Origin of the sequence: Mycobacterium asiaticum (assembly GCF_001673315.1) — a bacterium.
GTDB classification, from domain to species: Bacteria; Actinomycetota; Actinomycetes; order Mycobacteriales; family Mycobacteriaceae; genus Mycobacterium; species Mycobacterium asiaticum_B.
Genome location: NZ_LZLQ01000026.1, coordinates 1 through 12226, shown reverse-complemented (window position 1 = coordinate 12226; position 12226 = coordinate 1). Strand labels below are relative to the sequence as shown.

Here is a 12226-nt window from a genome sequence, read left to right as displayed (position 1 = left end):
ATCAAATTCTCGTCCGATCCGCGCATTCCGCCGGCCTGGGCGGTGGACCTAGCGTTATCGACATGACGAATGTGGCGACGACATTCCCGGCCGTCAGACGACTGAACTTCGGGTTCGACTCCCATGACGCGGAGCTCGAAACCGAGAAGTACTTTGCCGACGGCAACATGGTGTTCAGTCACCTGGTCGCGATACTGTCGGCAATCTTTCCGCCCGGGGAGGACATCTTCGTCCGGTCCGTGCGCCGCTATAAGGATCAACTCGCTGACCCAGACCTGCGCAAGCGGGTAGCCGGCTTCATTGGGCAGGAGAAAACTCACGCCTTGCACCACCGCGAGCTAAATGAGCAACTCTCAGCGATGGGGTACCCGACCGCATGGTTCGAATACCTGCTGCAGAGCACTGAGCGGATGGAAAAATTCCTGGACAAGCAGTACCCCAGCCCGGACCGATTGCCCCGGCTTCGCCACTTCTTCCTCGGTTTCACGGTGGCCGCAGAACATTTCACCGCCGCCTGGGCGGAGAACGTCCTCAAATGTCCGGAAGTCCAGGCGATGTTGTACGACCCCGAGATTCGCAACCTGCTGAACTGGCACGCGCTGGAAGAGTTGGAACACAAGTCGGTCGCGTTCGACGTTTACCGGGCCGTCGGCGTCCCCGAGTCAACGCGCATCCGCTGGATGCGCTTCGCGCAGAACTGCGGAGTCCCGATCCTGGTGCTGGCATCCTGGATATCGATCGCCACCACCGACCGGACGGGGCGCCGCCAGCCGATCCGGATCCTGCGGGAGACCGTGCAGATGCTGCGCACGCCCATGTGGGCTGGCTTCTACTCGGCGATGAGGCCGTTCAAGAAGGCCGGTTTCCATCCGGACCACATCGACACCACCGAACTCGTCGGGTACTGGCAGCGAGAACTCTTCGGAGCCGAAGGCACACTCGCCGGCCATCTGAGGTGACCACGCTGGTCAGGCCATTCATGTCATCCAGCTATCGGCCATCGGAAAGATGACGTCTTTCATTGCGTTGGCTCCCCTCGAATTTCAGCCGAGGCCACAACGGCGCGCCGACTGGGGCAAATCTTCGCTAGGCAATGACCTCGGTCACAACGACAGTGCGTACCTGCTTTACCCGAGGGTCGAAAGATCGCTATCAGTTTCAGGCTTAGTATTCGTTGGCGCTGCTTACGCGCGGGCGGCGCCGTTCACTACAGCATGCTTGCTCGCCCCGTCGATACGAGCCATGCGCTGGTCAGTACCACCAACGGCGGCACTATACCGACGGCGATGCCGCCAATAGCAAGTGCACGACCGCCCTCTTTGGTCCGCCAAAGCATCGGCACTCGGTGCTCAGGCAGCTGGGCGGCCGCACCCCCGGGCGACCTCATTTTTGGCTGTTATCACCGCCGAGCTTGTATCTGGACTAGCCCTTATCGCTTAATTCGAAATTGCCCGGTGCGGCGAAGACTGCCAAGAGTGCGAAACCCATCGAGTCTTGCGTCGTCTCATGATCCAGGCACACCCCCCGGCGGGTTCGTCTGTACTGACGCAGTGACACCTGCAAGTCGATTACCCTGTGCGGCAAGTAATTCGAGACTATCGCTGCCCCGCGTTCGTCTGTGCCCTCACACTTTCCTGCGCCTGCGGTGCCTGAGGTGCGACGAGGCCTCACGTGTAGGCGACGTGGACGCGGCGGATATCACCATCGAACGGGAAAGGAGCGCGGTCGCGGTAGTCGAGGGACACCGGTGAGCCCAGACATTTCCCGATGTCCAGGCAGTCATTGGCGGTGAAGAGCAGCGGTGCGCTCACCGGTACCTGGCCTCTGGCAACGACTTCGTCACCCACGCGGAGTGTGATGTCAAGCGGTCCGGCCGCTCGTTGCTCTGCGTAGCGCGTCTCCACGATGATCCTGGTCTTGCCGGAGGGCAATTTGTCTGATGACCGAATCTTGGTGCGTTGCAGTATGAATAGGTTGTATTCGTAGCAGAGAAAACCGTCGTCGAGGTAGCAGGTGAGTCCGCCGGCCGCAGCGCCGAGCGCATACAGCACTCCGTTCGCGTCTTCAGGCAGTTCCGCGTCGATCATGACGACATTGTTCTTGTTACCCAGGGCGGGGGCGCAGAACTCCGGCATGCGGATGGTGTCTCCGGAGAATTCCCATTTTCGATACGGTGGCGCGATACGAAGCTCCGGATGGTAGACCGGCACCCAAAGACCGCCCCCGACGGGCAACACCGAGTTTCGCGCCGCCTCGATCGCGAACATCTCTCGCATCTGCAGAAGCTTCTCGGGATAAGTATCTGCGAGATCTCTTGCCTGCGACCAGTCTTCGTCGAGGTGGTAGAGCTCCCACGTGTCGTTGTCCGGCGTCCACGTCTCAATACCGTCCGGCTGTCCCTGCAGCCATGGCGTGCGCGGGCCGAAGGCCGATGCCATCCACCCGTCGTGATAGATCGCCCGACTGCCCATGATCTCGAAGTACTGCGTCTTCTTTCCACCGGGCGCCAACCGGTCGGTGAGCGTGCGCACGAAGCTTTCACCTGCGATGGGTAGCTGAGGGGTGCCATTGACGACCAGCGGCGGCTGTATCCCGACGATGTCATAGATTGTCGGCACGATGTCGTTGCAGTGCAGGAACACATCCCGCGGCGTGATGTCGGGCTCGATCTTCGCCGGCCATTTGATCGCCATCGGGTTACGGGTACCGCCGAGGTGGGAAGCGAGAAGCTTCATGCCTTTGTAGGGTGTACTGCCTGCCCATGCCCACGCGGCGTGGTACTGGTTGTCGACTAGTGGCGATCCCAGCACATCCAGGCCGCCGAGCCCGTCCAAGGCGTCGATGTGCTGACGGACTGTGGTGGGAATGCCGTTCTGCGCCAACAGTTCTGCGATAGTGCCGTTCTGGCCCTCGCCGGAAGATCCGTTGTCACCCCAGATGTAGAAGAACAAGGTGTTGTCGGTGTAACCGAGGTCGTCGAGTTCGTCGGCGATCCTGCCGACTTGGACGTCGACGTGCTCGGCGTAGCCGGCCGCCACCTCCATCAGGCGTCGTTGAAACGGCTTTTCATCATCGGGGATGCTTTCCCACGATGCCAACGATTCATCGCGTGTGGTGAGTTCGCAGTCCCGCGGGATCCAGCCCTTCTCTTTTGCGCGGTCGAACACACGTTGCCGGTAGTTGTCCCAGCCGTCGTCGAACTTGCCGGCGTACTTGTCGGCCCACTTTTTCATGATGTGGTGTGGACCGTGTAGGCAACCGCTGGCCCAGTACAAGAAGAACGGTTTATCGGCATTGAAGGCCTTGTGTCTGCGCAGCCAGGCGATGGCGTCATCGGCGAGATCCTCGGACAGGTGGTAGCCGTCCTCGGGCGTCTTGGCAGGTGCCACTACGGTGGTGTTGCGCACCAGGTGCGGCTCGTACTGGGATGCTTCGCCGGCGAGGAATCCGTAGAAGTACTCGAATCCTATTCCGGTGGGCCAGTTTTCGAACGGGCCAGCCGCTGTGGTCTCTTCCGCAGGGGTGTTGTGCCACTTGCCGAACGCGGACGTCGCATAACCGTACTGCTTGAGCACCTCGGCCACCGTCGCACTGCTGCGCGGTATCCTTCCTGAGTACCCGTCCCAGTCGTTAGCCAACTCGGCAATTTGACCATTCCCGATCTCGTGATGGTTTCGTCCGGTCAGCAGTGAGGCCCGCGTCGGCGAGCACATTGCGGTTGTATGGAACCGGTTGTAGGACACCCCTTCAGCGCAGATCCGATCCATGGTGTCGGTGCGGACTTCGCCACCGAATGTCGTCGGCAATCCCGGGCCCGCGTCGTCGATGAGCACGATCACAATGTTCGGCGCGCCCTCGTGCAGGCGCCGCGGTACGACGCGCTGAGCGTACGTCGACTCCTGCAATGTCCGCCCCGCGATGCTTGCCGAATGGGTCGGCGCGAAGGGTAACGTCTCGCCGCCAGGCAGCTTCGGAGGCATTATGTCCTTACCCTCGGACATCGCATCTCCCTCCTCTGGCCGCGTCTTGTCACTCTAGGCCTTCGATTTGGCTCCGAAGTGTCACCCGAGGAACGGATTGTCGGCCGGTAGCGGCTTGATGAGGGGGTCGAGCAGCAGGGCGGACTGTTGGACGGTCAGGACATCTGCCGGATCGAGCAGGATGATTTCCCTCGCCGCTTCGTCGTATTCCCAGACGTCTTCACCGACCAGCCGGCCCTCATCGTATGGCCAAATCATGTGCTCCGCGGTCTTCACCAGGTATGTGGCATTCGGGTCGACAGGCGCGCCTTCAGCAGTCAACAACTTGCCCGGAGTCTGTTGATAGATCAGCGAAGTCGAGACGATCATGGTGTCGCTGACGGCCAGCTTCTCGTCATCAGAGTAAAAGATGCACTGCGCCGTGTCGGCCCATTCGCGGTAGAGGGATTTGACCTGCTCGGTGCCCTCGACGGTGATGCTTTTGCCAAGCATGTTGAAGTGGTAGACCGGTTTCTCGATCGTCATGTCGGGGGCAAAGATTTCTTCGTATCGGCCGGCCATTTCCAGGTAACGGTGGCGGTTGTAAGCGTGCAGCATGTAGCGGTGCCGAGGGTTCTCGGTCGTTTCGATCAATCGCTCGACGGCTCGGTTGGTCTGGGTGATGTCGAAGCGGCTCATAGCTATTCCCTTCTGCTGCTGGTGTTTTGGTTCAGGCCGATGTGTGCTGGTGACGCAGCTGGCATCTCCGCTCATGAGCTGACCTTCCGACGGCTGGGCGTCTTGCGGCGGCTCGAGCTGATGGGTGTTGCCGATGCGTGGGCCTCGGCCAGATCGCGAAGCTCGTCCAGGCCGGCCCGAAGCGCGTCAAGGATCGGCCATGGGTCGTCGAGCTGGCCGCGATCGACAACGACCCCGAACTCCAGCGAGTCCAAATAGCTCATCACAGTGATGTTGAGGCCGATGCCGTCCAGGACTCCGGAGACCGGAAACTGTGCGCGTTGCCGGGCGCCGCCAAGATACGTCGGGTTCGACGGCCCCGGGACGTTCGAGATCATCACGTTCGCCGGTTGCTTGAGCACGCCGGCCAACCTGGACGTGGCACGGGCTGCCTGTGCAAGAAGAGCAGGCGGAATGAAATGGTTGGCATCTTGCAGCAACGTCACCGGTAGCGCGCGGTGGCGCTCCTTGGCGGCTTCCATTGCTTCGTTGATGCGGTGCAGGCGTTCCATTGGATCTGCAACGTCGGTCGGTAGCTGGGTGATCATCACCGAGACCCGATTGCCGAATGTCCCCATCTCCTCAGGAGTGCGAACGGACATCGGAATGAACGCTGCAAGTGGCTCCGTGGGGAGTTCGCCACGTTCACCGAGCCAAGAGCGCAACCCGGCCGCGCAGATTGCTAGGACGACGTCGTTGACGGTGCAGCCAAACGTGTTCTTGATCGTCTTGACCTCGGCGAGCGACAGCGAGCCGAACGCGACCCGCCGATGAGGTGACACGCGCGCTTGGAACCGGGTCCGAGGAGCAGCGATGTCGTTGCCCTGCAGGATCGTTCGGTCACTGCGAGCAGGCACGGCTCGTTTGAGCAGCCGGCTGCTGCGGGCGATTGTCTTCACACCTGGCAGGTGGCGAACAGTCGGCACGTCATCGAGATGCGGTAAAGCGGTGGGCCAGGCACGCAATATCCGCAACGGCTGGCGTAACAGCCCGACCAAACCGCGGCCGAGCATCTCTACTTCAGACGGGAAGTTCTCTGCGGCGACGTCCTTAGGTTGTCCGACCTCGCGGCCCGTCGCGGCGTGGTCGAGGAGGATGCCCATCACTTCGTTGCCTGAGACGCCGTCAACGGCCGCGTGATGCATTTTCGTCAGTAGAGCGACGCCGCCATCCTGGAGACCATGGATGACATACACCTCCCACAGCGGTCGCGCCCGGTCTAGCTGTCGACCAATGATCCGTGCGACCTGCTCGGCGAGCTGTCGGTGACCGCCCGGAGCAGGCAACGCGAGCTCTCGGACGTGGTACTCGATGTCGAAGGTGCCATCGTCGACCCAGTAGGGGTAGTCCAGCATGAAAGGCACCTGCGCGAGTCGCCACCGGAAAGTGGGCAGCAAATGCAGCCGTTCGCTGATCAGATCGCGAACGAGCGTCGCATCCAGCGGCCGGCCCGATTCGGTCTGCGGGTCATATATCCCCAGCACGCTGACATGACCTTGAACGCGGTCGTTTTCGAGAGCCAGGAACTGGGCATCGAGACTGGTGAGTTGTCGCATGCGAAGATCGTCCTTCGCAGCGCCCGTCGTGCGCTTGTCTGCTTGCGCCAACGTCTGCCACTTCTGTTGTCGAATTTCCGCACCGCCGGGTGGGCGCGGGATACCGTGACGTGATGGAGCCGGTCTGGGTAGGCGCTCGCGGCGACGATCAGCGGAAAGTGTGGTTGGCGGTGCTGCGACCGGCGGCCGCCGAACTAGCCGAGCGCGCTTCCGAGATCGCGGCTTCGGTGAATACCTACACTTTCGAGCGGCTCCCCGACCTGCTAGGCAACGCGGAAGCACTCGAGGTGAACCGCGCGAGCACCGAAGCCAGCATCCGCGACTTCGCCGAGGTGCTGCTCACCGGCGCTGACCCCGCCGACAAGGCGCGCCTCGCTTTTCCGACCCTCGCCTACGCGCAGGACGGTGCGCAACACGGCATTCCGCTTACCACATTGATGCGTAGCTACCGGCTTGCTCACGCCGCGACGTCTCGACACCTCAACGCGATTTTGGGTACACACTCGAGCGATGCGGTCGAGTTGAACCTCGCGAGTGAGCTGTCATCAGCGTGGATGTTCGCCTACGTCGATGCCGCGCTCTGTTTGGTCGAAGAGGTTTACACCGTCGAACGCGATCGGTGGCTACGCAGCGCCGCCGCCAGCCAGGCCGAGACGATTGGCACCATCCTGGCCGGACAATCCATCGATGCCGACGTCGCGACCAAGCGACTTCGTCACGATATCCGCCGCGTGCATGTCGCTGCTATCGCCTGGCTGGACACGCACGAGGAAGGACGTAATACCCAGGCCATCCTGGAATCCGCCATCCGCGACATCGCTGCAACGATCGGTAACCAGAATCCACTCGTTCATCCACTCGGCATGCTGTCGGTCGCCGCGTGGATCAGCTCGCACAGCGACGTGCCGTCGAAGACCTTGGACGAGTTGCGGTTTCGGACGGCAAGTGCGCCCGGCGTCCGAGTCGCAATCGGTGAGCCCGCGCGGGGTATCGGAGGATTTCGGGTCAGTCACTTCGAGGCGCTCGAAGCGCAACGAATCGCCGTGCTGGCCGGTCGGCCCGCCGGCGGCGTCACCCGCTACGGCAACATTTCCCTGCGCGCAATCGCGACGGTCGACCTCGAACAGTCATGTGCTTTTGTGCGACGTGAGTTGGGCCGCTTGGTATCTGAGGACGAAACCACTCGACGCCTGGCGGCCACCCTGCGCACGTACCTCGACGAAAATTGCAGCCGTGGCCGGACCGCGAAACGATTGCATATTCACGAGAACACCGTCGCCTACCGGGTCCGCCAAGCGGAGGAACTGCTGGGGAGATCGTTGGAGAAGCGCAGCCTCGAGTTGCGCGTCGCGCTGTCGCTCTTCGAAGTCGTCGTGGGCGCGTCCGAGACACGGGTGGCGGCTGACATCGATGGCGGAAGCGGGAGGTTTTCTCCGTCTGGCGTCGGTTCCCTACCCGCACCCAGCTAGCATTCTGCGGATCGTGGCGGGCATCTCGTTGCCGCCTTTCAGACGGTGAACACGTCCAGCTTCTGCAACTCCTCTAGGCCTTGAATGCCCTCAAGTGAGATCATCCAGCCAAGCTGGTCGAGAAACGACAGCACGTGATGACGCAGAAACGCATCGGGTATTCGACTCGCTGCTGTACCGGCGTGGGCCTGTCGATCCACTATTCGTCGACATATCCAAAATCAACGAGCATGACGACGCACTACCGGACGTGCATGGGGTCCCTCGCGAACCTGGGCGGACGTCTGAGCAAAAAACGTATGATCGTTGGGGCGGGCTAACGCCGTTTACCAGCCCTGACGCAGCCTATATTGACCGTTCCTGTGCGCTGGTCATACACTCCAGTCATAAACGTCCGTATCGGACGCCCGCCTGGGCGCAGGAGGTCGAGAGAATCGATGAGCACGGACAGCATCGCCCCCAGCGTCTTCGAGGCAGGCCTCCCCACAATCAGTTACGGGCTCACCGCCACGCCGCACGACCTCATCGATGATCTGCGAAGTGCACAAACGCGTGCGCCCATCGCTATCGGACCCCTCGGACCGGAGGTCCTGTCCTACGATCTGGCTCGTGAATTACTGCGCGACAATAGATTTCGGCTGCCGCCCGGTATCACCCTAGCGGCGCAGGGCATCACGTCCGGTCCGTTGTTCGACAAGATGGCGACCAGCCTTTTGGGCTTGAACGGGCCACCACACGTGCGGTTGCGCAAACTGGTTGCCAAGGCGTTCACTCCCCGCGCGACATCCCGTCTCACAGGCACGATCCACGAGGTGGTGAATGGGCTGATCGATCGAGTGATCGAGGCCGGACATTGCGACGTCGTGACCGATATCGCGCGTCGCTACCCGACACCGATCATGTGCGCGCTGCTTGGCGCGCCTCGCGAGGATTGGCAGTTGTTCGCAGACTGGACGGAGGAGGTCTTCAAAGCCCTCAACTTTCAGCCGGATGCCAACTTCGATGAGGCCTCGATCATGCGCGCTTGGAGCGAACTCGACGCCTACGTCGATGACATGGTCGCCGCCCGCCGAGACAATCTCACCGATGACCTGCTGTCAGAACTCATTCGTGCCGAAAGTGACGGCGACCGGCTCAATCTCGATGAACTCCGCATGCTGGTGGCCGGCTTTTTGATGGCGGGAACGGACACTACGCGGAATCAACTGGCGGCGTCGATTCAGGTGCTCTGCGAGCATCCCGACCAATGGACGAAGCTGCGCGACCATCCCGAACTTGCCATGCAGGCGGTCGAGGAGAGCATGCGCCACTCGCCGGCAGCCTGTATCGTGCCGCGAGCGGCTGTTGAGGATGTTGAGTTCAGTGGCTATATGTTCCCGAAAGGGACGTTCGTACTCGCCAATACCTTTGCAGCCAACCGAGATCCGGCGATCTATGACGATGCTGACCGTTTCGACATCTCGCGCAAGGACGTACCCGCAATTCTGACCTTCGGCGGCGGCGCGCACTACTGCCTAGGAGCGAATTTGGCGCGCCGAGAATTGGCGGAAGCCCTTGTAGTGCTGACCAAACGTCTCCCGGCACCTCATCGCGTGGGCCCGGCCCCGTGGAAATCTGTGCTGGGAATGACCGGGCCGACAACACTTCCTATCGAGTTCGACATCGAAATGCTTGTGGCAGCGGATGCGTAGTCGCGGCTGGGCGGGGTCCACCCCTGCATCGGATGAAGAGGCGATTGCCCGCATTTTGGACGCGGTGGACGAAGTGGTCGCCGAACACGGATCAGCGATCCGCCTTGCCGATGTCGCGCGCAAGCTCGGTGTCACTCGCCAGACGGTGTACCGCTATTTTCCGAATGCTGACACACTGCTGATTGCCAGCTCAATGCGTGCGGTCAACGGGTTCATCGACCAGGTTGTAGAACACACCAAAGGACTCAACGACCCGGTCACTGCGATCGTCGAAAGTGTGTCGTTCGGAATCGAGAACCTCGCGGGCGATCCACAGCTGGAGAGTCTGCTGACCCGGCGACAGGACGGCGACGCCGTCACCTCGCTGACCTCTGACACGGCGATCACGTTCTGCTTGTCGGTTTTTGACCGCTTGGAGGTGGACTGGGGGCTGCACGGTTTCGACACCACCACGCTGCGTGAGCTTGCCGAAATGACTTTACGCAGCGTGCAATCCATCCTGACCGATCCCGGGCACCCCCCGCGGAAAGGAATCGAACTACGCCGCTTCCTTGTGCGATGGCTCGGCCCAGCGATCCTTTATCCGCGGATAACGTCGCTATCGATCCACGAACGACACGCATCCTCGAACTCGCGCGTCCCAACAGAAAGACAGTCTTCGCCGCTGTAGCCATCCCAATAGGGGCCGAGGCTTCGCGTACCCGCCGCCGTCGAAATCAGCTGGCCCTTGATGATTGATCGGGAACCGAACTCCAACGATCGACGGCCGACCGCTTCAATACCGGCTCGCTCAGCTGAGCGACTCTTCCCCGCGATGGCCGGATGCGCCGGGGGAACCGCCCGGGCCGCCTGCACCCCCGGCACCGCCCTCGCCGCCCGTCGCGGTGCCAGCGCCCGCGCCCGCCGTACCTCCGTTGCCGCCGTTGCCACCGTTGCTGAGGTCCTCCAGCCCCGCGCCGCCCTCGCCACCGTCACCGCCGACCGCGTTTCCGCTGCCCAAGATGTAAGCGTCACCGCCGTCTCCGCCGTTACCCCCGCCAGCGCCGCCCGCACCGCCGACGCCGCCAACAGCGCCGATGGCGTCGCCGGCACCGCTGTTATCCGCGTTCCCGCCGTGACCACCGTTTCCGCCGACACCGCCGGCGCCGCCGGTTCCGCCCGCTCCGGCCCGACCGCCGATGGCGTGAGTGGAGGCGTTGACGTTCGCAACAGAGGCGCGGCCTCCGTCGCCACCGTCCCCGCCGGAGCCGACGCTGCCCGCGCTCGTGCCGTCCGCACCGGCGCCGGCGATCGCAAGTCCGGTTCCCGCACTGGTCGCGTTGCCGCCGTTACCGCCGGCCCCGCCGTCCGCGCCGCCGGTCCCGCCTAGCGCACCATTCATTCCGATCGCATTGCCGGCGCCGTGATTCTCCGCGTAACCGCCATTGCCGCCGCTACCACCGACGCCACTGGCGCCACCTGTCCCGCCGGCCCCGCCGTGGCCGCCGATGGCGTCACCCGTTGCGAGCTCGCTGTCGATATAAGCCGACCCGCCAGCGCCGCCAGCACCACCGTTACCGACGGTGCCGGCGCCGCCCATACCACCGTCGCCGCCGCTGACCGAACCATTACTCCCGCCATTGCCCGCGGTGCCAGTGAAGCTCCCGCCGCCGGCGCCCCCGTCCCCTCCCGTGGTGCCCGTGCCGCCGTTTCCACCGTGTCCGGCGGTGGCAACGGCCGCAGCGTCGCTGGTCGCGACGCTGGCGCTGCCTCCGGCGCCGCCGTCCCCGCCGGCTCCGAGCGTGCCATCTCCACCGGCCGCGCCGGTGCCACCGGTCGCGCTTCCGGTTCCGAGGTTCCAGGCATTACCGCCGGCGCCGCCGCTGCCGCCGCTGCCAGTGTCACCGCCGGCTCCGCCCGCTCCGCCGTGGCCGCCGAAGGCGTCACCGTTCGGGCCAAGGTGTTTGTCGATGGCTCTCCCGCCATCGCCTCCGGCACCACCGTCGCCAGCGGTGGCACCACCACCCGCGCCGCCGTCGCCACCGATGACGGTTCCGGTGCCCTCGGTTGTTGCGAGACCACCAAGCCCACCCCGACCGCCCGACGTACCCGCACCCCCGTCACCGCCACGACCGCCAGCGGCCATGCCCGCGGATGCGCTGTTCTCGATAACAGCACTTCCGCCGGCGCCGCCGTCCCCGCCGGTGCCGGTGCCGTTGCCGCCGGCCCCTCCCGCTCCGCCGGTGGCACCTCCGGTACCGGTGTTTGTCGCGTTGCCACCGATGCCGCCATTACCGCCGTGGCCGGCGGTGCCGACGCCGCCCGCCCCTCCGGTCCCGCCGACAACGTTTCCGTCGCTCGAGGCGACCGACGCGCCGCCGATCCCACCGTCGCCGCCGTGCGAGCCGGACCCGCCGGCCCCGCCCGTGCCTCCGAGGATCCCGGCGCCACCGTCCCCACCTGTTCCGCCGTTACCGAGGGCCCCCACGCCACCACCGAACAACCCCGACGTCCCGCCGGTCCCGCCCTGGCCACCGGCGCCGCCGTTACCCCCGGCACCCGCACTGACCGCCGGGTTCCCTGTCGTGCCGGCCGCACCGGTACCACCTGCACCGCCCGCCCCGCCCAGTCCGCCGGCTCCGCCGGCGCCACCAGCACCCCACAAGATCCCGCCATTGCCACCGGCTCCACCGGCGCCTCCGGACCCACCGGCTCCGCCTTGCATGCCCGTCGCACCGACCGTGCCCGCCGCACCAACGCCGAGTCAAAACAACTCGACGCCGTCCTCGATCTCGTAGGCAACAGCACCATTCTCGATTCACTGGACATGCTCA

General features: G+C 63.8%; 9 protein-coding genes. 4 read left to right on the top strand and 5 right to left on the bottom strand.

Annotated elements, in window-relative coordinates; genetic code table 11:
- The first annotated feature begins 62 nt into the window (after window positions 1-62).
- Window positions 63-959 carry a metal-dependent hydrolase gene (locus A5636_RS04845; RefSeq protein ID WP_065157576.1) on the top strand — a complete coding sequence of 299 codons (897 nt, stop codon included), beginning with the start codon at window positions 63-65 and terminating at the stop codon, window positions 957-959.
- A gap of 708 nt (window positions 960-1667) precedes the next feature.
- Here A5636_RS04845 and A5636_RS04840 read toward each other — a convergent pair.
- The 3 genes from A5636_RS04840 to A5636_RS04830 form a co-directional block, all read right to left on the bottom strand.
- Window positions 1668-3980, bottom strand: a complete 2313-nt coding sequence (locus A5636_RS04840; RefSeq protein WP_253900498.1) for an arylsulfatase — start codon at window positions 3978-3980, stop codon at window positions 1668-1670.
- Window positions 3981-4061: 81 nt separating this feature from the next.
- Entirely contained in the window at window positions 4062-4658 is a 597-nt protein-coding gene (locus A5636_RS04835) for a hypothetical protein (RefSeq protein ID WP_065157574.1), read from the bottom strand.
- 71 nt (window positions 4659-4729) lie between these two features.
- Window positions 4730-6253 carry a WS/DGAT/MGAT family O-acyltransferase gene (locus tag A5636_RS04830; protein WP_065157597.1) on the bottom strand — a complete coding sequence of 508 codons (1524 nt, stop codon included), beginning with the start codon at window positions 6251-6253 and terminating at the stop codon, window positions 4730-4732.
- 113 nt (window positions 6254-6366) lie between these two features.
- Between A5636_RS04830 and A5636_RS04825 the strand changes: the two genes are divergently transcribed.
- A complete protein-coding gene (locus A5636_RS04825; RefSeq protein ID WP_155763593.1) occupies window positions 6367-7722 on the top strand; it encodes a PucR family transcriptional regulator in 1356 nt (451 codons plus the stop codon).
- A 38-nt stretch (window positions 7723-7760) separates the two neighbouring features.
- Here the strand turns inward: A5636_RS04825 and A5636_RS25990 are convergent, their stop codons facing one another.
- The gene (locus A5636_RS25990) at window positions 7761-7922 is read right to left on the bottom strand and encodes a hypothetical protein (protein ID WP_155763592.1); all 162 of its coding nucleotides are present in this window, start codon (window positions 7920-7922) and stop codon (window positions 7761-7763) included.
- A gap of 237 nt (window positions 7923-8159) precedes the next feature.
- Between A5636_RS25990 and A5636_RS04820 the strand changes: the two genes are divergently transcribed.
- Both A5636_RS04820 and A5636_RS04815 read left to right on the top strand, forming a co-directional pair.
- Complete coding sequence (locus tag A5636_RS04820) at window positions 8160-9413, top strand: cytochrome P450 (protein WP_065157572.1); 1254 nt, start codon at window positions 8160-8162, stop codon at window positions 9411-9413.
- On the top strand, window positions 9406-10083 hold the full coding sequence (locus tag A5636_RS04815) for a TetR/AcrR family transcriptional regulator (RefSeq protein ID WP_065157571.1): 678 nt from the start codon (window positions 9406-9408) through the stop codon (window positions 10081-10083). The genes A5636_RS04820 and A5636_RS04815 overlap by 8 nt, the downstream gene beginning before the upstream one ends.
- 120 nt (window positions 10084-10203) lie before the next feature.
- Here A5636_RS04815 and A5636_RS25270 read toward each other — a convergent pair whose 3' ends face one another.
- Window positions 10204-12117: a hypothetical protein gene (locus tag A5636_RS25270; RefSeq protein ID WP_155763591.1), complete on the bottom strand. Its 1914-nt coding sequence runs from the start codon at window positions 12115-12117 to the stop codon at window positions 10204-10206.
- Window positions 12118-12226 lie beyond the last annotated feature (109 nt).

What these genes read in the sequence shown, in the direction of transcription:
- A5636_RS25270 (WP_155763591.1), bottom strand. Translation starts at nt 12,117, where the DNA reads ATGCAAGGCGGAGCCGGTGGGTCCGGAGGCGCCGGTGGAGCCGGTGGC.
- A5636_RS04825 (WP_155763593.1), top strand. Translation starts at nt 6,367, where the DNA reads ATGGAGCCGGTCTGGGTAGGCGCTCGCGGCGACGATCAGCGGAAAGTG.
- A5636_RS04835 (WP_065157574.1), bottom strand. Translation starts at nt 4,658, where the DNA reads ATGAGCCGCTTCGACATCACCCAGACCAACCGAGCCGTCGAGCGATTG.
- A5636_RS04845 (WP_065157576.1), top strand. Translation starts at nt 63, where the DNA reads ATGACGAATGTGGCGACGACATTCCCGGCCGTCAGACGACTGAACTTC.
- A5636_RS04815 (WP_065157571.1), top strand. Translation starts at nt 9,406, where the DNA reads ATGCGTAGTCGCGGCTGGGCGGGGTCCACCCCTGCATCGGATGAAGAG.
- A5636_RS04840 (WP_253900498.1), bottom strand. Translation starts at nt 3,980, where the DNA reads ATGCCTCCGAAGCTGCCTGGCGGCGAGACGTTACCCTTCGCGCCGACC.
- A5636_RS04820 (WP_065157572.1), top strand. Translation starts at nt 8,160, where the DNA reads ATGAGCACGGACAGCATCGCCCCCAGCGTCTTCGAGGCAGGCCTCCCC.
- A5636_RS04830 (WP_065157597.1), bottom strand. Translation starts at nt 6,253, where the DNA reads ATGCGACAACTCACCAGTCTCGATGCCCAGTTCCTGGCTCTCGAAAAC.